At 71.1% G+C, this 20,599-nt stretch carries 19 protein-coding genes; 10 read left to right on the forward strand and 9 right to left on the reverse strand.

From position 1 onward, the window contains the following. Positions 1-23: 23 nt before the first annotated feature. Genes GA0070621_RS12565 through GA0070621_RS12575 form a run of 3 tightly spaced genes read right to left on the reverse strand, consistent with a single transcriptional unit; the run spans position 24 to position 3,189 of the window. Positions 24-890 (reverse strand): carbohydrate ABC transporter permease, encoded by an 867-nt coding sequence (locus GA0070621_RS12565; protein WP_091194885.1) that lies wholly within the window; start codon positions 888-890, stop codon positions 24-26. Then, positions 887-1,885, reverse strand: coding sequence for a carbohydrate ABC transporter permease (locus tag GA0070621_RS12570; RefSeq protein WP_091194888.1), 999 nt, complete (start codon positions 1,883-1,885; stop codon positions 887-889). Before GA0070621_RS12570 ends, GA0070621_RS12565 begins: the two co-directional genes overlap by 4 nt. Next, the gene (locus GA0070621_RS12575; RefSeq protein ID WP_091194890.1) at positions 1,882-3,189 is read right to left on the reverse strand and encodes an ABC transporter substrate-binding protein; all 1,308 of its coding nucleotides are present in this window, start codon (positions 3,187-3,189) and stop codon (positions 1,882-1,884) included. Before GA0070621_RS12575 ends, GA0070621_RS12570 begins: the two co-directional genes overlap by 4 nt. 139 nt (positions 3,190-3,328) lie before the next feature. Here GA0070621_RS12575 and GA0070621_RS12580 point away from each other — a divergent pair, with 139 nt between their 5' ends. Then, a complete protein-coding gene (locus GA0070621_RS12580) occupies positions 3,329-4,333 on the forward strand; it encodes a LacI family DNA-binding transcriptional regulator (RefSeq protein ID WP_091194893.1) in 1,005 nt (334 codons plus the stop codon). A 31-nt stretch (positions 4,334-4,364) separates the two neighbouring features. On the opposite strand, the gene GA0070621_RS12585 is transcribed toward GA0070621_RS12580, so the two are convergent. Then, positions 4,365-5,384: a LacI family DNA-binding transcriptional regulator gene (locus tag GA0070621_RS12585; protein WP_091194896.1), complete on the reverse strand. Its 1,020-nt coding sequence runs from the start codon at positions 5,382-5,384 to the stop codon at positions 4,365-4,367. 378 nt (positions 5,385-5,762) lie between these two features. Here GA0070621_RS12585 and GA0070621_RS12590 point away from each other — a divergent pair, with 378 nt between their 5' ends. The 4 genes from GA0070621_RS12590 to GA0070621_RS12605 all read left to right on the forward strand — a co-directional run bounded on the left by GA0070621_RS12590 (position 5,763) and on the right by GA0070621_RS12605 (position 11,224). Next, positions 5,763-7,388 (forward strand): glycoside hydrolase family 43 protein, encoded by a 1,626-nt coding sequence (locus GA0070621_RS12590; RefSeq protein WP_091194899.1) that lies wholly within the window; start codon positions 5,763-5,765, stop codon positions 7,386-7,388. A 122-nt stretch (positions 7,389-7,510) separates the two neighbouring features. Beyond that, entirely contained in the window at positions 7,511-8,704 is a 1,194-nt protein-coding gene (locus GA0070621_RS12595) for an endo-1,4-beta-xylanase (protein ID WP_091194902.1), read from the forward strand. Between the two features lie 489 nt (positions 8,705-9,193). Next, positions 9,194-10,627 carry an endo-1,4-beta-xylanase gene (locus GA0070621_RS12600; RefSeq protein ID WP_091194905.1) on the forward strand — a complete coding sequence of 478 codons (1,434 nt, stop codon included), beginning with the start codon at positions 9,194-9,196 and terminating at the stop codon, positions 10,625-10,627. 135 nt (positions 10,628-10,762) lie between these two features. Continuing rightward, positions 10,763-11,224, forward strand: a complete 462-nt coding sequence (locus tag GA0070621_RS12605; RefSeq protein WP_091194909.1) for a hypothetical protein — start codon at positions 10,763-10,765, stop codon at positions 11,222-11,224. A gap of 66 nt (positions 11,225-11,290) precedes the next feature. On the opposite strand, the gene GA0070621_RS12610 is transcribed toward GA0070621_RS12605, so the two are convergent. Then, entirely contained in the window at positions 11,291-12,076 is a 786-nt protein-coding gene (locus GA0070621_RS12610; RefSeq protein WP_091194970.1) for an SGNH/GDSL hydrolase family protein, read from the reverse strand. 304 nt (positions 12,077-12,380) lie between these two features. Here GA0070621_RS12610 and GA0070621_RS12615 point away from each other — a divergent pair, with 304 nt between their 5' ends. Next, a complete protein-coding gene (locus GA0070621_RS12615; protein ID WP_091194971.1) occupies positions 12,381-13,343 on the forward strand; it encodes an EamA family transporter in 963 nt (320 codons plus the stop codon). Between the two features lie 47 nt (positions 13,344-13,390). On the opposite strand, the gene GA0070621_RS12620 is transcribed toward GA0070621_RS12615, so the two are convergent. Further along, on the reverse strand, positions 13,391-14,125 hold the full coding sequence (locus GA0070621_RS12620; RefSeq protein WP_091194972.1) for a hypothetical protein: 735 nt from the start codon (positions 14,123-14,125) through the stop codon (positions 13,391-13,393). 155 nt (positions 14,126-14,280) lie between these two features. On the opposite strand from GA0070621_RS12620, the gene GA0070621_RS12625 reads away from it, so the two are divergent. From GA0070621_RS12625 to GA0070621_RS12640, 4 genes are read left to right on the forward strand one after another with little or no spacing between them, the layout of a single operon-like run. Then, positions 14,281-15,210 (forward strand): hypothetical protein, encoded by a 930-nt coding sequence (locus tag GA0070621_RS12625; RefSeq protein ID WP_091194974.1) that lies wholly within the window; start codon positions 14,281-14,283, stop codon positions 15,208-15,210. Beyond that, positions 15,207-15,662, forward strand: a complete 456-nt coding sequence (locus tag GA0070621_RS12630) for an ABA4-like family protein (protein WP_091194976.1) — start codon at positions 15,207-15,209, stop codon at positions 15,660-15,662. Before GA0070621_RS12625 ends, GA0070621_RS12630 begins: the two co-directional genes overlap by 4 nt. Before the next feature lie 4 nt (positions 15,663-15,666). Next, positions 15,667-16,944: a sensor histidine kinase gene (locus GA0070621_RS12635; RefSeq protein WP_091194978.1), complete on the forward strand. Its 1,278-nt coding sequence runs from the start codon at positions 15,667-15,669 to the stop codon at positions 16,942-16,944. Further along, complete coding sequence (locus GA0070621_RS12640) at positions 16,941-17,567, forward strand: response regulator transcription factor (RefSeq protein ID WP_091194980.1); 627 nt, start codon at positions 16,941-16,943, stop codon at positions 17,565-17,567. The genes GA0070621_RS12635 and GA0070621_RS12640 overlap by 4 nt, the downstream gene beginning before the upstream one ends. Before the next feature lie 29 nt (positions 17,568-17,596). Here the strand turns inward: GA0070621_RS12640 and GA0070621_RS12645 are convergent, their stop codons facing one another. From GA0070621_RS12645 to GA0070621_RS12655, 3 genes are all read right to left on the reverse strand, one after another. Further along, positions 17,597-18,541, reverse strand: coding sequence for an ion transporter (locus GA0070621_RS12645; RefSeq protein WP_091194982.1), 945 nt, complete (start codon positions 18,539-18,541; stop codon positions 17,597-17,599). A gap of 224 nt (positions 18,542-18,765) precedes the next feature. Next, on the reverse strand, positions 18,766-19,425 hold the full coding sequence (locus GA0070621_RS12650; RefSeq protein WP_091194984.1) for a response regulator: 660 nt from the start codon (positions 19,423-19,425) through the stop codon (positions 18,766-18,768). Further along, the gene (locus tag GA0070621_RS12655; protein ID WP_091194986.1) at positions 19,418-20,377 is read right to left on the reverse strand and encodes a sensor histidine kinase; all 960 of its coding nucleotides are present in this window, start codon (positions 20,375-20,377) and stop codon (positions 19,418-19,420) included. Before GA0070621_RS12655 ends, GA0070621_RS12650 begins: the two co-directional genes overlap by 8 nt. Between the last annotated feature and the right edge of the window lie 222 nt (positions 20,378-20,599).

Below are 20,599 nucleotides of genomic sequence, written 5' to 3' on the forward strand. Positions count from 1 at the left end.
GGTTGTGCTGGTACCGCTGTCGCTCAGCCCTTGACCGCGCCCTGCAGGCCACCGACGATCTGCTTCTCGGCGAACGTGAAGAAGAGCAGTGCCGGCAGCATCGCCAGCGACGTGAAGGCGAGAACGCCCGCGGTGTCGGTCGTGTACTGGCTTGAGAAGTTCTGCACGCCCAGCGGCAGGGTGTGCAGGTTGACGTCGCCGAGGACGAGCAGCGGCAGGAGGAACGCGTTCCAGCTCGCCACGAACGCGAGGACCCCGACGGTGACGAGCGCGGGCCGCGACAGCGGCAGCACGATGCGCCAGAGGAAGCCGAGCCGGCCCGTGCCGTCGATCGCGGCGGCGTCCTCCAACTCGCGGGGGATGGCGGACAGGAAGGGACGCAGGATCACGATCGTGAGCGGCAACGAGAACGCGACCTGCGGGAGGATCACGGCGTAGTAGGAGTTGGTCAGGTTCAGGTCACGCAGCATGAGGTAGAGCGGCAGGATCGCCGCCCCGGCCGGGAAGAGCAGGCCGAGGGTGAAAAAGGTGTAGAGCCCCTCGCGCCCGCGGAAGGTGTACCGGGCGAGCACGAACGCGGCGCAGACCCCGAGCACCACGACGCTGAGCGTCGTGCCCAGGGCGATCACCGCGCTGTTGAACGCCTGCTGCCAGAAGTTGCTCTGCGTCAGCACCCTGGCGTAGTTGTCCCAGACCCAGGGGTCGGGCAGCCCGGACGGGTTCGCGACGATCTGCGGCGTGGTGCGGAAGCCGCCGATGATCACGTAGAGCACCGGGGCGATCGACACGGCCGCGACCGCGAGCGCCAGCGCGTACGTCAGCGGTGTGCTCCACGCCACCGGGCGACGGTCGGAGGGCCGGGAGAGGACGGTGTTCGCGGCCACGGTCAGTTCACCCTTCCGGTGGTGGCGCCCTGGATGTCACGACGCAGGAGGAAGCGCTGGAACAGCAGCGCCGCGACGAACGAGATGACGAACAGGATCACGGCGACCGCGTTGCCGTAGCCCCACAGCCGGGCGAAGAAGCCGTTGTCCACCATGTACGTCGCCATGGTGGCGGACGCGCCGAGCGACCGCACGGCGGGCACCGAGGTCACCCAGATCACGTCGAAGACCTGCAGCGAACCGATCATCGACAGGAACATCCAGATCCGGATCGTCGGACCCAGCAGCGGGAGCGTGATGTGGCGCTGGATCTGCCACCAGCTGGCGCCGTCGATCGCGGCGGCCTCGGTCAGCTCGTGCGGCACGTTCGACAGGCCGGCGAGCAGGAGGATGATGGCGAAGCCGACGTACTTCCAGGTGAGGACGAACAGCAGCGTCCAGATCACGACGTCGAGGTCGGCGAGCCACGCCTGCACCAGGCCGCCCAGTCCCAGCGACCGCAGCATCGCGTCGACCGTGCCGCCGTCGGTCAGGATCAGCTTCCACATGATGCCGACGGTGACCTCGGCCAGCACGTAGGGCACGAACACCAGCAGGCGGAACACGGTACGCCCGCGGAAGCGACGGTTGAGCAGCAGGGCGATGCCCAGCGCGATGGGGCCCTGGATCAGCAGCGACCCGAACACGATGATGGCGTTGTTGCGCAGCGCGTCGAGGAAGATCGGATCCTGGAAGGCGAGCTTGTAGTTGTTGAACCCGACGAACTCGGTGGGCGGTCCGACCCCACGCCAACGGAACAGGCTGTAGTAGACCGCGAAACCCATCGGCACCAGCACGAACATCACGTACACGACGATCGCCGGCGTGGTGAGGCCGATGATCTCGTACCACTTGCGTCGGGTTCCGGCCGCCCGGGAGGAGGAACGGCGGGCAGGCCGGACACCCGCCGGCGACGCGGACGCGCCGCCGGCGGGGTTCAGGGTTGGGTGGATGGAGGTCACTTGCTTGCGGCCGACTTCATTGCCGAGACGACCTTCTCGGGCGTGCCGGTGCCCGCGAAGATGGCGACGATCCCGTCGTTCATCGCGTTGCCGACGGTGCTGCCGTAGGCCGTGTCCAGCCAGAGCTGCACGTAGGTCGCGCTGGACGTGGCCTCCAGGATGGACTTCAGCGCGGGGTCCTCGACGCCGCCCTCGGCGCCCTTGGCGACAGGCAGGCCGGTGCCGGTCTCGGCGTAGCCCTTCTGCACCTCGGGGCTGACGATGTACTTGAGGAACTCGACGCACTCGGCCGGGGCGTTCTTGGCGCAGGCGAAGCCGTCGCCGCCGCCCAGGGCCGCCTTCGGGTCACCGGCGGAACCGGAGATCGCCGGCACGGGGAACCAACCGAGGAACTTGGCCAGGGCGGCCTTGTCCGCGGCGACGGTCTCCAGGGTGCCCTTGTTCCAGTCGCCCATCAGCTCCATCGCGGCCTTGCCGTTCGCGAGCAGTCCGTTCGCGCTGGTCGGGTCGTTCTGGCCCGGCGTGGCGATGAAGTTGGGCTGGAACGGCTTGGTGTCGATGAACTTCTTCAGGTCCTCGCCGGCCTTCACGAAGCACGGGTCGTCGAAGACGCGGTCGGTGGACGCCTTCTTCAGCGTGTCGATCGAGCAGGCGCGCAGGGCGAAGTTGTACCACCAGTGCGCGGCCGGCCACTTGTCACCGGCGCCCACGGCGATCGGGATGACGTTGATCGCCTTGAGCTTCGCGACCGCGTCGTTGAGCTCGTCGAACGTGGTCGGCGGAGCCGCGATGCCCGCCTTGGCGAACATCTCCTTGTTGTACCAGATGCCCTCGATGCCCATCCGGAACGGCAGGCCGTACTGCTTGCCGTTGACCTGCCAGATCTCGACCGCGCTGCCGATGTTGGCGACCTCGCCCTTGACCTGGTCGGTGATGTCCTTGAGGTAGTCGGCCTCCACCTGCTCGCGGATCTCGCCACCGCCCCAGGCCTGGAAGATGTCCGGCGGGTCGTTGGTCAGCAGCGCGGCGGGGAGCCGGGTGCGCTGGAGCTGATTCGTCTCGATCGCCTCGATCTCGATCTTGACGGTCGGGTGGAGTGCGGAGAAGTCCTTGGCGACCTTCTCCCAGTAGGTCTTGCCGGGTCCGTCCTGCGAGGCGTTGTGCCACCAGGTCAGGGTCACCGGGTTCTTGTACAACTCGTTCGCGCTTGGCGCTTCGCTGTCGCCGCTGTTACAGCCGGCGGCAAGGAGTGCGCTGGTCGCGATCAGCGCTAGGACGGCGCCGGCGCGGCGCTTCATCGCCATTGAAATCTCCTCGACTAGCAGTCGCGGTACTCGGCCTGACGGGGAGTTTTACAGCCGTGTAACTCGATGTCAATCGGTATCGATAACGTTTTCGACTCGGCCCGCAGTGAGATGCTGGGGGGCCTCTATCATCGTCGGCGTGGTGTTCTCGCAGCGCGTGAAGATGTCGGACGTGGCCCGAACCGCCGGCGTCTCCGTGGCAACCGTGTCCAAGGTTGTCAACGGGCGGTACGGCGTGGCGCAGGCGACCGCGGAGCGCGTCCAGCAGGTCATCCGCGAACTCGGGTACGAGGCCAGCCTGGGCGCGCAGGGCCTGCGCAGCCACCGCACGAACGTGCTGGGCATCCTGGTCGCCGAGTTCGAGCCGTTCTCGACCGAGCTGCTCAAGGGCGCGTCCCGGGAGGTCGCTGGCAGCGGATACCAACTCCTGGCCTATTCCAGCGGCGACGGCGACGGCGCGGCCATCGGCTGGGAACGACGGTCGTTGGCCCGTCTCTCCGGCACCCTCATCGACGGGGCCGTGATCGTCACGCCGACCGTGCTCGAGACCAAGCACGGCTTCCACGTCGTGGCCGTCGACCCCCACACCGGCCCGTCCGGCCTGCCCACCGTCGACTCCGACAACTTCGCCGGCGCCGTGCTCGCGACCAACTACCTGCTCGGTCTCGGCCACCGCCGGATCGGGCACATCAGCGGCCGCCCCGACCTCGAGTCGGCCCGCCTGCGCGAGGCCGGCTTCCGCAAGGCCATGACCGACGCCGGCGTGCCGGTGGACGAGAGGCTCGTACGCGTCGGCGGATTCCGGATCGAGAGCGCCGCCGGCACGGCCGCCGAGCTGCTCGCGCTCCCGGACCGGCCGACCGCGATCTTCGCGGGAAACGACCTTTCGGCGATCTCCACGATGGACACCGCCCGGAGCATGGGCCTCACGGTGCCCGATGACCTGTCCGTGATCGGCTTCGACAACGTCCCGGAGTCGGCGCTGGTCAATCCGCCGCTCACGACGATCATGCAACCGTTGCAGCGGATGGGCGCCGAGGCACTGCGCCTGCTCATCGACCTGATCGGCGGCGTCGAACGCGACACCCACATCCAACTCCCCACCGAGCTGGTCATCCGCGCGTCCTGCCGCCCTCATCGCTGACCGGTGATGATCATCGCCGCTCACCCGAAAGTCAGGCGTGCAGCGGGGCGGCGCTGTCACGGACGATGAGTTCGGTGGCCAGTTCCACCCGCGGGCTCTCGATCCGCTCGCCCTGGGCCAGCCGCAGGACCGTACGGGCGGCGAGCAGACCCATCTCGGCGAGGGGCTGACGGACGGTGGTCAGCGGCGGGGAGCACCACCGGACCTCCGGCAGGTCGTCGAAGCCGACGACGCTGATGTCGTCGGGCACCCGCAGGCCGCGTTGCCGCACGGCCTCGTAGACGCCGAGGGCCATCTGGTCGCTGGAGGCGAAGATGGCGGTGGGCGGGTCGGGCAGACGCAGCAGGTGGCTGCCGCCGGCGAAACCGCCCTCGTGGTAGAAGTTGCCCTGGTAGATCAGCTTGTCGTCGACGCCGAGACCGGCGGTCTCCAGCGCCGCCCGGTAGCCGTCGAGGCGAGCGCGGCTGCACATCAGCTGCGGTGGCCCGGCGATGAAGCCGATCCGGCGGTGGCCGAGACCGAGCAGGTACTCGGTGGCGCGCAGGCTGCCCACCCAGTTGGTCGCGCCGATCGTGGGCGCCTCCTGCGGGGGCACCCCGGCGGGGTCGACGATCACCACGGGGATGTTGAGGCGGCGCAGCTCGGCCTGTAGCGGCGGCTCCAGGGTGGAGGTCACGAAGATGACCCCCTCGGTGGAACGGGTGCGCATGTTGTCCAGCCACTGCTTGGCCGACGAGCTGCGCCGGTGGATCGCGGACACCACGGTACCGATACCGGCCGCGTGCGCGACGTCCTCGACCCCACGGATGATCTCGACCGCCCACGGGCTGTCCAGGTCGTTGAAGACCAGGTCGACCAGGCCGGAGCTGGCCCGCATGCTTGGCGGGCGACGGCGGTAGCCGTGCCGGGTGAGCAGCTCCTCGACCCGTTCCCGGGTCTGCGGTGAGACGTCGGAGCGGCCGTTGATGACCCGCGAGACGGTGGGCACCGAGACGCCGGCCAGGCGCGCAATCGTCGCGATGGTGACTTTCCGGGAATCGTCCAAGGCCACGGTTAGCCCTTTCGTCATCGCCGGAGCCCACGGCGGGAATCTCCCCGGCCCGGCCACCACGGCGGTGGGGCGCCGTGTCGCCGCCCGCCACCCGAGGGGCGGCGTCCACCAGCCCTGGCCGGTGCGGTCATGCGCCCTCCCTTTCGCGGGCCGTCGAGGTGCTCGGAACCGATCAACGGTGGGTGCGGAAGCGTGGTCCCGGAACTTTCGGCCGGGTGCCGGTATTTCTGAGTGATTGCGGGCACGTTATGACGCGCGGCGTTCCGGGTCAAGGCTCTGTCGCATCTCGATCGGAACCGATACGGTGGGCGGGATTTCTGAAACTTCCGGCCATCCTTTCCGGAAGCTCGTCGGGGCACTCGACCAAAGGAGCCGTACATGTCGACCGAGACCGCAGACGTGGCCACCACCGCCCGGTCGATCCGCAACCCGGTCCTCACCGGCTTCCACCCGGACCCGTCGATCCTGCGGGTGGGTGACGACTACTACCTGGCCACCTCCACCTTCGAGTGGTATCCGGGCGTCCGCGTCCACCACTCCCGCGACCTGGTCCACTGGCGCGCGCTGGGCGGCATCATCACCAACCGTCGCCTGCTGGACCTGCGTGGCTGTGGCGACTCAAACGGCGTATGGGCGCCCGACCTGACGTACCACGACGGCTTGTTCCACCTGGTCTACAGCGACGTCGCCAGCTTCGCCAGCGGCTACTGGGATCCGCAGAACTACCTGGTCACCGCCCCGGACATCAGCGGGCCATGGTCGGACCCGGTGAAGCTGCACTCGCACGGCTTCGACGCCTCGCTGTTCCACGACTCCGACGGCAGCACCTGGCTGCTCAGCATGAGCGCGGACTGGCGACCGGGGCGCGACCGCTTCGGCGGCATCGAGATCCAACGCTACGACCGCGAGCGACGCCGGATGGTCGGCGAGCCCCGGATCATCTTCCGCGGCACCTCGGCCGGCCTGACCGAGGGACCGCACATCTACCGGCGGGACGGCTGGTACTGGCTGGTCACCGCCGAGGGCGGCACCAGCTGGGAGCACCAGGTCACCGTCGCGCGGTCACGGCACCTGCACGGCCCGTACCTGGCCGACCCGAACGGTCCGCTGCTCACCTCCGCGGGCCACCCGGAGCTGCGGCTGCAGAAGGCCGGCCACGGCTGCCTGGTGGAGACCCAGCACGGCGACTGGTACCTGGCCCACCTGGTGGGACGCCCCTACACACCGCTGGGCAACTGCGTGCTCGGCCGAGAAACCGCGATCCAGAAGGTCGACTGGGCCACCGACGGGTGGCCCCAGGTCCCCGGTGGGGTGCCGGCCGAGGCCATTCCCGCGCCAAACCTGCCCGCGCACCCCTGGCCGGACGAGCCGGCGACCGACCACTTCGACGGCCCCCAACTGGCCACGTGCTGGTCGACGCTGCGCCGCCCGGCGGACGCCGACTGGCTCGACCTGCGGGCGCGTCCGTCACACCTGCGCGTCCACGGCGGACAGTCGCCGGTCGGCAAGCAGACGCCCAGCCTGATCGGCCGACGGGTCGGCGCGGCGCGCTGCACGCTGGAGACCGTGGTCGAGTTCGATCCCGTCAACCACCGGCACCTGGCCGGCCTCACCGCCTACTACAACACCCTGAACTGGCACTACCTCTACCTGACCCGGGCCGACGACGGCCGGGCGGTGCTGGAGTTGCTCAGCTGCGACCAGGGCCGCCGGCGCGTCCACCCGGACTTCACCGTCGATGTCGCCGACGCCGTCCGGGTCGGCCTGCGGGCGGAGTTCGACGGGCCGGTGGTGCGCTTCGGCTACGACCTCGGCGCCGGCTGGCGGGAGCTGCCGATGGAACTGGACGCGACGATCCTGTCCGACGAGCACGCCGCGATGATCATCGACGGCGAGCCGGCGGCCTGGGGTTTCACCGGCGCCTTCCTCGGGCTGTGGGTACAGGATCTCGGCAACGACGGCGTCTACGCCGACTTCGACCACGCCACCTACCTCGAGCACTGACCCCTCCGCCGCCACGGACCCGTTGACGCACGCCATCGACCTCCGCACGTCTGTGGCGTCACCCGCACCACCCCACGTTCCCGTGCCCTCGACCCAGTCGACCCCGCCCCGGAAGGAACACCATGAAGCTGAGACGCTGGCTCGCCGCCGGCGCGGTCGCCGTCGCGACCGTCGCCGCCCTCAACGTCACCCCCGCCACGGCGGGCCGCCCGTACGACCCCGCGGCCCAGAGCCTGCGCGACCTGGCCATCCGCCACGGCCTGTACGTGGGCACCGCGGTCGACATGGCCGTCCTCAACGACGCCGCGGACCCGCGCTACCGCGAGCTGACCGCGTCGGAGTTCTCCACCGTCACGGCGGAGAACGTGATGAAGTGGGAAAGCCTGGAGCCGACCCGCGGCAGCTACAACTGGGGGCCGGCCGACGAACTCGTCGCCTTCGCCCGCCAGCACAACCAGCGCGTACGAGGTCACGTGCTGGTCTGGCAGAACCAGCTGCCGAGCTGGTTGACCAGCGGGGTCGAGAACGGCTCCATCAGCAAGGCGGAGCTGCGCCAGATCCTGCGCAACCACATCACCAACGTGGTCACCCACTTCAAGGGCCGCATCTGGCAGTGGGACGTCGTCAACGAGGCGGTCAGTGACCCCTGGGACAACCCGTCGACCCTGCACTACAAGGGCTTCTGGGCCCAGCACCTCGGGCCGGACTACATCGCCGACGCCTTCCGTTGGGCCCGTGCCGCCGACCCGAAGGCGCTGCTGTTCTACAACGACTACAACATCGAGGCCTTCGGCTCCGGCAACCCGGCCAACGACAAGACCCAGTTCGTGTACGACATGGCCCGCGACCTGCTGGCCAAGCGCGTGCCGATCGACGGTGTCGGCAGCCAGGGCCACCTCGGCACCCAGTACGGCAACTACGACACCCTCCAGGTGGCCGCGGCGCTGAAGAAGTTCGCGGGGCTGGGTCTGGCCACCGCGTTCACCGAGGTCGACGTGCGCAGCCAGCTCACCGCGGGGGTCCAGGCGGGCGACTCCGCCGAGATCAACCCCCGGCTGCAGGCGTCCGCGGCGAACTTCAGCGTCCTGCTGCGGGCCTGTCTGGCCGAACGGCACTGCCTGTCGTTCACCCTCTGGGGCTTCACCGACCGGCACTCGTGGGTGCCGGGCTGGTTCTCCAACCCGCCGGAGGGCCTGGCCACGGTGTACGACGAGAACTACCAGCCGAAGCGGGCGTACCAGGAGATCAAGGCCGACCTGATCTTCGCCGGGCCGCCCTACGTGCTGCCCCGGGCGGTGCAGACGCCCCGCCGGTAGACGCCAACCGACGGCGGGGCGGTCAGCCGACCGGCCCCGCCGTCGCCCCGTCGCCGCCCAGCGGGTGGCAGGCCGCCTACCCGGCGGAAAGCTCCGAAAATTCCGGAAGTTGGTTCCAGCGCGGCGCGGCGATCTCGGCGGCGTACCGGGCCAAGTGGCCGGCTCCGGCCGGCGTACCCTCGCCCGGTCCCGCTGCAGGCCACATCGGATCGTTGGCGCCCCGGGCAGTCCGGTGTACCGGTCGCCACGCCGGCCCCGCGACGCCGTCCGCAGGCACCGACGGCCGCTGGATACGACGCGATCGTGAGTTGAGAATTCGGTACCGTCCCGGTACTTTTTCGGGAGAGATGGCTTTCGATCAGCTCACGGTGAACGGGAGACGATCCCGGTACGCGCGGCCCCCGGGCAGCCGCGCAGCGAGCCGACCACCGTGGCGGGCAGCGGTCGAAGCACCTTCCTGATGCCACACAACTACGGAAAGGTTTCCTGATGGACAAGGTGCTAGCCCGCGGCAGCGGGAGCTCGGTGGCCCGGCCACGCGCGCGTACCGCCCTCGCGACGGCGGTGGCCGGTGCGGCGGTGATCGCCGGGACGGTGGCGGTCGCGTCCAGCGCCAGCGCCGGCACGACCCTGGGTGCCTCGGCGGCGGAGTCGGGCCGCTACTTCGGCACGGCGGTGGCGGCGAACAAGCTGTCCGACAGCACGTACGTCGGCATCCTGAACCGCGAGTTCAACATGGCCACCCCCGAGAACGAGATGAAGTGGGACGCCACCGAGCCGTCCCAGGGGCAGTTCAACTACAGCAACGCCGACCGGATCGTCAACCACGCGCAGGCCAACGGGATGCGCGTACGCGGGCACGCGTTGGCCTGGCACTCGCAGCAGCCCGGCTGGGCGCAGAACCTCAGCGGCACCGCGCTGCGTCAGGCGATGACCAACCACGTCACCCAGGTGGCCACGTACTACAAGGGCAAGATCTACGCCTGGGACGTGGTGAACGAGGCGTTCGCCGACGGCGGCACCGGCGCCCGCCGCGACTCGAACCTCCAGCGCACCGGCAACGACTGGATCGAGGTGGCCTTCCGGGCCGCCCGGGCCGCCGACCCCGGCGCCAAGCTCTGCTACAACGACTACAACACCGACGGGCAGAACGCGAAGTCCAACGCCGTCTACGCGATGGTGCAGGACTTCAAGTCCCGGGGCGTGCCGATCGACTGCGTCGGCTTCCAGTCCCACTTCAACAGCGCCTCGCCGGTGCCCAGCGACTACCAGGCCAACCTGCAGCGGTTCGCCAACCTCGGCGTCGACGTGCAGATCACCGAGCTGGACATCGAGGGCTCCGGCACCGCCCAGGCCGACAACTACAACCGGGTCGTCCGGGCCTGCCTGGCCGTGTCCCGCTGCACCGGCATCACCGTCTGGGGCATCCGTGACTCCGACTCGTGGCGGGCCAGCGGCACCCCGCTGCTCTTCGACGGTAGCGGCAACAAGAAGGCCGCGTACACCTCGACCCTGAACGCCCTGAACGGCGGCGGCACCACGCCGCCGCCCACCACCGCTCCCCCGACCACCGCTCCCCCGACCACCGCTCCGCCGACGACGGCCCCGCCGACCACCCCGCCGCCGTCGGGCACCGGCTGCACCGCGACCCTGTCCAACAACCAGTGGCAGGGCGGCTTCGTCACCAACGTCACCGTCCGGGCCGGCACGAACCCGGTCAACGGGTGGGCCGTCACGCTCACCCTGCCGGGCGGCTCGATCATCACCAACACCTGGAGCGCCCAGCCCAGCGGCACCAGCGGCACCGTGACGTTCCGCAACGTCGACTACAACCGCACCATCGCTGCCGGCCAGTCGACCGAGTTCGGCTTCCAGGGCAACGGCACCGCACCCACCGGCACCGCCACCTGCAGCGCGAGCTGACCCACCCGGGGCCCGGCGCGGAAGCCACCGCGCCGGGCCCCGTCCTGGTTCGTTCGGCCGGCGTCGCGGGAGCCGACGATTCCGCCGGCATCCACTGACATCACGTGTCAGCGGTACGGCCCTAGCGTGCCCGCCATGACGAACACCGATTTCGACTTCCTGGCCGGCCAGTGGAACAGCCGCCAGCGCCGACTGGTCGAGGTGCTGGCGGGATGCGACGAGTGGTACGAGTTCGACGCGACGCTGGACTGCCAGGTGCTGCTCGACGGCGGCGGCGTCTTCGACGTGCTCCGCGCGCCGGAGCGCGACCTGGAGGGCCTCACCCTGCGGTTGTACAGCCCGCAGGAGCGGGTGTGGCGGATCTGGTGGGCGGCCAAGAGCAGCGGAGGCCAGCTGGATGTGCCGGTCGTCGGCCGGTTCGCCGACGGGATCGGCACCTTCGAGTGCGACGACACCTGGCAGGGCACCCCGATCCGGGTGCGCTACCGGTGGTCCCGGATCGACACCGCGCACCCCCGGTGGGAACAGGCGTTCTCCGCCGACGGCGGGCAGACCTGGGAGGTCAACTGGGTCGCCACGTTCAGCCGCCGCCCGTGACGTGACCAGCCGTGCCGCGGCCTGCGCCGGGTGTGACCGGACGCAGGCCGCGGTGGGTCCGGCGGATCAGGCGCGCAGCGCGGGCTCGACGATGTTCGCGTACCCGAGGTGCCCGTTCCGGTTCGGGTGGTACGACTCGCCGATCGGCAGGGACGTGCCGTTGATCCACTCCACGGCGTCACAGACGGCGTGGCCGGTGAACGGGCCGCGCGCGTCCACGAAACCGAATCCCCGCGCCTCGGCCCGCGCCTTGATGGTGGTGGCCAGGAGGTCGGCGGTCGCGTTCAGCTCGGCCTGCTCGCCGGGCGAGATGCGGGCGATGGCGTTGCACTCCACGCCGTTGAACAGCCGTGGGTAGCCGACCACGACCACCCGTGCGTTCGGGGCGAACGCGCGGATCCGGGTGTAGAGCTGGTCGAGCTGGCCGGGAAGGGTGTTGCGGATGTACGCCTCGGCCTTGTCGATGTCACCCCAGCAGGTGTACGGCCAGGGCTTGGCGCACTGCACGATCACCGACGACCAGCCGATGTCGTTGCCGCCGACGCTGACCGTGACGTAGCGGGTGCTGGCGTTGAGACTGCCCAGCTGGCCGTTGAGGACGTCGGGCACCTTCGCCCCCGCGCAGGCGGCGAAGGTGAGCGTGGCGCCGAGCCGGGCCGCGTCGAGCACGGGGTAGGCGTGCGGCGAACGCTGGCAGCCGCTGTTGTCGTAGTACTCGCGGGTGCCGGTGCCGGAGGCGTACGAGTCGCCGAGCGCGGTGTAGCCGGGTGCGGCGGCGTGCGCGGGTGGCGCGACCAGCACGAACGAGAGCACCGCCAGCAGGGGTACGGCGGCGCGGAGCGAAAGGCGCATGTGGGCTCCATCACGGGAGGGGTGAGTGGTGCGCACATGGTGTCAGAAACATCGAAGAACATAAAGATCGATCCGCGTCGCCGTCCAGGTTGGGCGAGGACGGGAGGTCACGGAACGGCAGGTACGATCGCCGCGTGAACACCTACTGGCACGTCGTACTGCCGCCGTTGTGCGTCTGACCGGGCGCACCCCCTGACGGTTTGATCCGCGGCCCCGGCCGACCCACTGGGCGGTCAGGGAGCAGTGTCGTGCGTCCGTTTCGAAGCCAGATCCCCGCAGGTTCTCGACGACGGAGTTCACGACTGTGCCGACCCACGCCTCTTCCCCGTCCCGCACCCGCCCGGCTCACACCCGGCCACGGGCGCACCACGTCAGCCCGCTCACCGGGCCGGTCCCCATCCTGGTCGCCGCCGCGCTGTGGGGCACCACCGGGACCGCCAGTTCCCTCGCGCCGGCCGGAGCGCCGGCCGCGGCCGTCGGCTCCGCCGGTCTGGCCCTCGGCGGCCTGCTGCTGTTCCTCTCCACCCGAGGTGCCCACTCGCTTCCCAGGAGGTGCACCCGGGGCGAGCGGTGGCTGCTCCTGCTGGGCGCGGTGACGGTGGCCGGATACCCGGTCAGCTTCTACCCGGCCGTGACGCGCTCGGGGGTGGCTGTGACCACCGTGATCGCGCTGGGCAGCGCACCGGTCTTCGCCGGCGTGCTGGCCTGGCTCACCCGGCAGGGCCGGCCGACCGCGCGCTGGACGTACGCCACCCTGGCGGCGGTGCTCGGCTGCGCCGTCCTGGTCCTGGCCCCCGCGCTCGCCGACGGCGCCTCGGCCGTCGACCTCATCGGCGTGGCACTGGCCGCGCTCGCCGGCCTGTCGTACGCCGGCTACTCGCTCATCGCGGGCAAGCTCATCGCCCGCGGGCATCACTCGGGCGCGGTGATGGGGGCGATGTTCGGTGCGGCGGCGCTGCTGGTCCTTCCCGTGCTCTGGTACGGCGACGGGCAGTGGCTGTTCACCCTTCGCGGCGCGGCGGTGGCCGCGCACCTCGCGGTGGTCACCACCTTCCTCGCCTACCGGCTCTTCGGGTACGGCCTGCGGCACACCACCGCGCAGGTGGCCACCACACTGACCCTGGCGGAGCCGGCCGTCGCGGCGGTGCTGGGCGTCGCGGTGCTGGGCGAACGCCTGCCGGCCCTTTCCTGGGGCGGACTGCTGGTGCTCGGCGTGGGCCTGGCCTTCCTCACGCCCAGCGCCGGCGATCGCCGGCGCGGGCACTGAGCGCGGCCGGGCGAGGGTTCGACCGGGGCCGGCAGGTCACGGCCGCGTCAGCAGGCGCCGGCCCCGGTCTCCCAGTTCAGCTTGCCCCGCCCGAACGGCACCACACCGGGCTTGAGGGTCTGCGGGATGCTCCAGTTCCCGGCCACCACGTACCAGGATTGACCGCAGCTGCCCGGAAGGGCGAGTCGCATGGTCCAGGTCGGTGCGGACCGGTCGAGGTAGTGCACCTGCGACCCGTACAACTTCGCACCCCCGTCGGCCGTACGGCTGTAGGTGGCCCAGAAGACCCGGATCCGCTCGCCCGGGCAGAGCTGGTTGGTCGACTCGCCGTCGGTGCGGGCCGCGACCTTCGCCACCCCGTAGGTGACGACCTGGACCACGTCCACCACGCCGGCGGGGGTGCAGCTCGGTTTGGGAGTGGTGGTCGTCGCGGAACGCCGTGGGGCGGACGTCGTGGTCGACCGGGCGGGCGCGGGCCGCCGCGTCGGCACCGACGTGCGGGAGGGGACGGCCGTGGGGCTCGCCGTGGGAGTCGACGTGCGGGCGGGATCCGGGGTGGCGCTCGGGGCGGCGGCACCGGTGGTCGGCGGGAGCGAGGTCGCCGGCAGCGGGGTCGGCACGGCGGCGGGCCGGGCCGCGGGACGCTCCGTCTCGGGTCCGGTCGCGGCGACCGTGACGAGCGGCACCACGACGGCCGCGGCGAGCCCGGCCGCCGGCAGCAGCCAGCGCCGCCGGGCCCGACCGGCCTCGGGTACGTCGATGGCGGGCGGCGGATCGGACATGCGGACTCCCGAGGGGTGGCGGCGAGGATTCGCCACGGCGGGTGGATCTTATCGGCGCCTCCTACCCGGGTAGGAGGGAGCGCTCCGACCGCCGGCCGCAACCGGGGCTTCAGGTCGGGGGCCGTCCGGTGACCCGTTCAGCAGCATCTACAGGCATGACTACCACGTTGCGCCGGGCGGCACACTGGCACCGCCCCATGATGGTCTTCGTCTCGGCGATGGCGGTGCTCGCCGTCGTCTCCGCGGTCGGCGTCCTCGCCGATTCACGCGTCCTCACCGGCGCGCCGATCTGGCTCAAGCCGCTCAAGTTCTCCGTGTCCTTCGTGCTGTACGGCACCACCCTGGCCTGGATGCTGTCCCTGTCGCCGAGGCGGATCCGGATCGCGGAGTGGGCCGGCACCGTCATCGTCGCGACGGGGGTGGTCGAGATGGTGGTGATCGTCGGGCAGGTGCTGCGCGGCACGACCAGCCACTTCAACGCGACCACCCCGCTGAACGGCGCCCTGTTCGGACTGATGGGCGCGGCGATCCTGGTGCTGGCCCTGGCGCACCTCGTCATCGGGATCGTGGTGTTGCGTCAGCCGGTCGCCGACCGGGTCGCCAGGTACGCGGTGGGGCTGGGGCTCGGCCTTACCCTGCTGGGCATGTTGGTGGCGATACCGATGGTGCTGCCCAGCCAGGAGCCGGGCATCGAGGGGATCTCCGGGGCGCACAGCGTGGGCGTACCGGACGGCGGACCCGGGCTGCCGCTGGTCGGCTGGAGCACCACCGGCGGCGACCTGCGGATCGGGCACTTCGTGGGGTTGCACGCCCTGCAGGCGTTGCCGATCCTGGCGATCCTGCTGAACCGCTTCCTCGGGGCCCGGCTGGACGAGCGCACCCGGGTACGGCTGTTGGTCGTCGGGGGCGGCGCCTACGGCGTACTCACGATGCTGTTGACCTGGCAGGCGCTGCGCGGGCAGCCGCTGCTGCGACCGGACGCGCTCACCCTGGCCGCGGTGGCCGCCCTGGTGGTCGCGACCGCGACCGCCGCGGGCGTGGTCCTGACCCGCGTGGGCCGACCGGAAATGGCGCGGGTCGCATGACCGGGACGCTGTTCACGCTGACGTTCGCGGTGGCCGCGCCGTTCTGGGCGCTGATGATCCTGCTGCCGCGCTGGGTCTGGACCGTCCGGATCGTCACGTCGCCGCTGATCGTGGCACCGGTCCTGGTGATCTACGCGGTGCTGGTGGTCCCGGCGTTCGGCGAGGTGCTGCCGGCCGTGGCGGCGCCGACCCTGGACGGCGTACGCGATCTGCTCGGCACGGCGGACGGCGCGGCGGCGGCCTGGGCACACATGATCGCGTTCGATCTGTTCGTCGGCCGGTGGGCGTTCCTCGACAGCCGGGAGCGACGGGTGCCGGCGCTGGTCATGGCTCCGGTGCTGGTGCTGACGATCCTGCTCGGGCCGCTCGGCCTGGCCGCCTACCTCGGGGTCCGGGCCCGGTGGGCGCCGCCGGCGGCGGCTCGTGGCCGCGCGCCGCAGCACCTAGGCTGACCGGATGGGGTGGCTGCGACGGCTGTTCGACGAGCGGGACAAGCTCGTACGGACGGTGCTGCTCGACCTCAGCGGCGTCGGCTATCTGGTCTTCAGCACCCACGACGGACGCTCCCCCACGGCGACCCAGTGGCTGCTCGCGGTGATCGCCTTCACCGTCGCGCTGTCGCTGCACCGCCGGCAGGTGGTGAACCTGGTGGGGCAGTCCGCGCTGTTGCTCGTCGCGATCCACTCGATCGACGACATCACGATCAATCAGGTGGGTGCCAGCTGGGCGTTGCTCGAGGTGACCATGTCGGCGCGCCGACCACGGACCATCTGGTTGGCCGCCGGGCTGCTGGTCGCGGTCGACCTGACCGATTCGATCGGGGATCCGCTCGACCGGGTCCTCTCCGGCGTCTTCGGGCTGGCTGTCGAGGTCGGCGTGCCGCTGCTGCTCGGCCTGGTCATCCGGACCAGCCGGGAACTCGGCCGGCAGGCCGAGGAGCGGGCCGAGGAGGAGCAGCGCCGGCGCGCCTCGGAGAGCCGGGCCGCGCGGGCCGACGAACGCAGCGCGATCGCCCGCGAACTGCACGACGTGGTCGCCCACCATGTGGCGTCGATGGTGCTGCGGGTCGGCGTGGCCCGGCACGTGCTCACGGATCTGGATCCGCGGGTGAGCGAGGTGTTCGACGACGTGCACGGCACGGGCACCGCGGCCCTGGCCGATCTGCGCCGACTGGTCGCGGTGCTGCGCGACCCGGACGGCGTCCGGGGCGACGCGGCACTCACCGCGATCGACCCGTCGGCGCTTCCCGCCGCACTCGGCGCGGCGGTCGACCGGGCCCGGCAGGCCGGCGTCACGGTGGAGGCCGACATCGACCCCGCGGTCGGCTCACTCGACGCGGTACGGGGCATGGCGGTGTTACGACTGACCCAGGAGGCGCTGACCAACGTGGCCAAGCACGCCGGCACGTCCGCGCTGGCCCGCCTGTCGGTCTCCGTGGTCGACGGGGCGGTCCATTGGGAGGTCTCGGACAACGGGGGTGGATGGGTGCCCACGGCGGTGCCGCCCGGCGGCGGCCACGGCATCACCGGAATGCGCGAGCGCGTCGAGGTCCTCGGCGGTCGGCTCGATGCGGGACCGACCGGCGCGGGTTGGCGGGTGAGCACCGTCCTCCCGTCGACGCTCCCGCCGCCCGCCGCCGCGCCGGCACCCGCTTCCGTCCCGTCCGCTGGCCCGCCGCCCTCGCCGCGGGGGCACGACGCGCCGGCCGGGCCGCCCGCGCCGGAGCTGGCATGATCCGCGTCCTGCTGGTGGACGACCAGCACCTCATCCGCGCCGGCCTGCGCATGCTCTGCGACGCCCAGCCCGACATCGAGGTCGTCGGCGAGGCCGACAACGGCCGGGAGGCCGTCTCCCTCGCCGCGCGGCTCCTGCCCGACGTGGTCGTCATGGACCTGCGCATGCCCGGTGTCGACGGGATCACCGCGACCAGCCGCATCCTCGCCGAACGCCCCGCCACGCGGATCCTCGTGTTGACCACGTTCGGCGACGACGACCACCTCTATCCGGCGCTGACCGCGGGGGCGTGCGGGTTCCTGCTCAAGGACGCACCGCCGGCCGACCTGCTGGACGGCGTACGCCGCGCCGCCGCGGGCGACAGCCCGTTCAGCCAGGAGGTGCTGCGACGCCTGGTCCAGCGCGCGGTGCACGCCCGTGCCGAGACTCCCTCACCGGCCCAGGGGCTGACCGCGCGCGAGCAGGATGTGCTGAACCTCGTCGCGGAGGGCCTGTCCAACACGGAGATCGCCGACCGGCTGCACATCGGCGTCACCACGGTAAAGACCCACATCACCAGCCTGATGACCAAGACCGCCAGCCCCAACCGGGTACGCCTCGCCCTGTTCGCCCGCGGCCTCTGAGCGTCGCCGCACTCGCCGGCCGGGCCCGCTCACCCTGGTGGCGGTCGTCGGTCCCGGGGGCTCGATCTCGGTTGTCCGTCCTTGCGGTCGATCTGCAGCTCCCGCTCCAACGCGGCCACCAGCGCGCGCAGGTCGTCCAGCCGCTGGCTGATCATGATCCGGTCGAGGTGGTCCGGTACGCCGTCGCGGTCCTCGTCGACCGCCATCCGTTCGGTCATCTCCAGCCGGCGGGCCTCCTCCATCGAGTTCACGATCACCGCGATCAGGATGTTCAGCAGCAGGTTGACGGTGAGTATCACGAAGCTGACGTAGTAGACGAGGGTCCATGGCGACAGCGCCACGCCCTGTTCGATCAGATCGGGCAGGTTCTCCAGCGACAGCAGCACGAACAGGGTCAGCACGGCCTGCCCGATGGTGCCGTACTGCTCGGGGTAGGTGTCCTTGAAGATGAGCCAGCCGGCCATGCCGTACACGTACAGGGAGACCAGGGCGAGGGCGAGGAATCCGCCGACGCCGGGAAGGCTGCGCAGCAGGGCGACGACGATGGTGCGCAGCCCGGGTGAGAAGCGCACCAGTCGCAGCACCCGGGCGATGCGGATCACCCGCAGGGCGGCCGACTCGCCGTGCAGACCGGGGATGAACGCCGCGGCGATCACCGCGAAGTCGAAGACGTTCCAGCCGTGCCGGAAGAAGTCCTGCGGCCGGCGGCCGTGCGCCAGCACCCGGATGGCGATCTCGACGACGAACACCGCACGGAAGAACCACTCCAGCGCCCGCAGCAGTGTCCCGAGCGAGCCCGGGTGCGGGTAGGTCTCGACGCCGAGCAGCAGCGCGTTGAAGCCGATGACGAGGACGATCGTCAGATCGAACCAGCGTGATTCGACGATGCCGGCACACCCTCGGGCCAGGTGGGCCAGCCGGGACGAGGAGTCCGCCGGGACGGCTCGCTGGCGCGGCAGCGGCTGCTCGCTCACCGCTGCGCCCCCGCCGCGGTCGCCGTGCTGGCGGCCCCGCCCCCCGCAGCACCGGCCCGATCGGTGACGGGCAGTCGACGCCCTGCCGCACTCCGGTCCGACCCGGGCAGCCGGTCCTGTTCTGCGGACGAGGAACGCGTCACGGCCTCGGCGCGGGGCGGCGACAACAGCGGGAAGATCACCGGGTCAGCCTACGGGTGCCCGGCCCTCCCCACGTGACGTCGCTACGGCTCGATCAGTCCGGCGCGGATGGCGTACCGGGTCAGCTCCAGCCGGTCCCGCAGCCCGAGCTTCTGCAGCAGGTTGGCGCGATGCCGTTCCACCGTCTTGACGCTGATGACGAGCATGTCCGCGATCTGCTTGGACGAGTAGCCCTCCGCCACCAGTTTCAGGACCTCCTCCTCCCGGTCGGTGATGGCCCGGCCGGGCTGGTCGTCGCCCTTGGCGACGCGTTCGAGGTAGTTGCGGATCAGCGCGTTGACCGCACCGGGATACAGGAACGGTTCGCCGCGCACGGCGGCGCGGCACGCCTCCACCAGGTCACGGTCGGCGACGGACTTCAGCACGTACCCGGACGCCCCGGCCTTCAGCGCCTCGAAGAAGTACTGCTCGTTGTCGTACATCGTCAGGATCAGGATGCGCATCTCGGGCAGCAGCCGAGACAGCTCCCGGGCGGCTTGCAGGCCGGTGAGGCGCGGCATGGCGATGTCCAGGATCGCCAGGTCGGGCCGCTCGTCACGGGCCCGGGCGATCGCTTCGGCGCCGTCGGCCGTCTCGGCGACCACGGTCAGATCCGGTTCGTTGTCGAGGATCAGTCGCACCCCGCGCCGGACCAGGGCGTGATCGTCGGCGAGCAGGATGCGCACCGGTCGGACCTCAGCCATCGGCAACCGGCTCCTGACTGCTGGGGACCCGCAGCCGCACCTCGCTGCCGCGACCGCCGGCCGGCCCCACGGTCAACTCCGCGCCGATGAGCAGCGCCCGTTCCCGCATCCCCCGGATACCGGCACCCTCCACCGCGTCACCCAGCCCACGTCCGTCGTCGCGGATGCACAACTCTACGCCACCGGGTCGACGGCGCAGGGTGAGGACGACGTGGCTGGCGTCGGCGTGGCGGGCGGCGTTGGTCAGTGCCTCCTGGGCGACCCGGTAGAGCACCAGTTCGGCCTCCCTGCCCAGCTCGGGGAGGTCGTTGTCGACGCTGGGCCGCACGGTCAGCCCGGCCGTGGCGAACTCGCCGGCCAGGGCCCTCAGCGCGCTGGCCAGGCCGAGTTCGTCCAGCACGCCGGGGCGCAGCCGGCGGGCGATCCGGCGGATCTCGTCGAGGCTGTTCCGGGTCGTCTCCTGCACCTGGTGCAGCTGGTCCCGCACCGCCGGCGGCGCCTGGTCGGCCACGCGTTTGAGTTCGAGCAGGACGGCGGTGAGGGTCTGGCCGATCTCGTCGTGCAGTTCCTGGGCGATGCGGCGCCGCTCGGCCTCCTGGGCGGACAGGGCACGGGCGGAACTGGTGGCGCGTTCGGCCTCCAACCGATCGAGCATGGTGTTGAAGGCGCGGATCAGCGCGGCGATGCCGGCGTGGCCGGTGACCGCCAGGCGATGCCCCGGACGCAGCAGGTCGATGGTGCCCATGGTGCGGCTGAGGCGTTCCAGCGGGGCCAACCCGATACGCAGCAGCACCGCGTTGGCGACCAACATGGCGGAGAGCCCGCCGGTCAGGATGAGCGCCTCGGTCAGCAGCACCGGGGTGGACACGGTGACCGGGCCGAGCATGAGCAGCGCCAGGGCCACCGCGAGCACGGCCGCGTTGAGCAGGAAGATCCGCCAGAACAGCGACACTCCGGGTGGTCTCCTCGTGGGTGTTGTCCGATTGGGCCGGCAGCCGGCCAGGTTACCTCCGACCGTAGCCGCACCAGCCTGACTCGCCCTCGGACGGCTGTCGATCGGGGCTGACACCCATTTCGCCATGGGGGCGGGGCCCCAGATGGGCCGGCCCGCCCGCACGATTTGGGTGTCGGCACCGATGGTGGTCGCCGGGTCACCCGGGGCAGGGTGGAACCC

The sequence above is a fragment of the Micromonospora narathiwatensis genome (assembly GCF_900089605.1).
In the GTDB taxonomy this organism is placed as follows: Bacteria; Actinomycetota; Actinomycetes; order Mycobacteriales; family Micromonosporaceae; genus Micromonospora; species Micromonospora narathiwatensis.

Excerpts from the sequence above, each read along its gene's own strand:
- GA0070621_RS12625 (WP_091194974.1), top strand. The coding sequence starts at position 14,281 with ATGACTACCACGTTGCGCCGGGCGGCACACTGGCACCGCCCCATGATG.
- GA0070621_RS12630 (WP_091194976.1), top strand. The coding sequence starts at position 15,207 with ATGACCGGGACGCTGTTCACGCTGACGTTCGCGGTGGCCGCGCCGTTC.
- GA0070621_RS12575 (WP_091194890.1), bottom strand. The coding sequence starts at position 3,189 with ATGGCGATGAAGCGCCGCGCCGGCGCCGTCCTAGCGCTGATCGCGACC.
- GA0070621_RS12650 (WP_091194984.1), bottom strand. The coding sequence starts at position 19,425 with ATGGCTGAGGTCCGACCGGTGCGCATCCTGCTCGCCGACGATCACGCC.
- GA0070621_RS12610 (WP_091194970.1), bottom strand. The coding sequence starts at position 12,076 with ATGCGCCTTTCGCTCCGCGCCGCCGTACCCCTGCTGGCGGTGCTCTCG.
- GA0070621_RS12635 (WP_091194978.1), top strand. The coding sequence starts at position 15,667 with ATGGGGTGGCTGCGACGGCTGTTCGACGAGCGGGACAAGCTCGTACGG.
- GA0070621_RS12605 (WP_091194909.1), top strand. The coding sequence starts at position 10,763 with ATGACGAACACCGATTTCGACTTCCTGGCCGGCCAGTGGAACAGCCGC.
- GA0070621_RS12600 (WP_091194905.1), top strand. The coding sequence starts at position 9,194 with ATGGACAAGGTGCTAGCCCGCGGCAGCGGGAGCTCGGTGGCCCGGCCA.
- GA0070621_RS12595 (WP_091194902.1), top strand. The coding sequence starts at position 7,511 with ATGAAGCTGAGACGCTGGCTCGCCGCCGGCGCGGTCGCCGTCGCGACC.
- GA0070621_RS12640 (WP_091194980.1), top strand. The coding sequence starts at position 16,941 with ATGATCCGCGTCCTGCTGGTGGACGACCAGCACCTCATCCGCGCCGGC.
- GA0070621_RS12590 (WP_091194899.1), top strand. The coding sequence starts at position 5,763 with ATGTCGACCGAGACCGCAGACGTGGCCACCACCGCCCGGTCGATCCGC.
- GA0070621_RS12620 (WP_091194972.1), bottom strand. The coding sequence starts at position 14,125 with ATGTCCGATCCGCCGCCCGCCATCGACGTACCCGAGGCCGGTCGGGCC.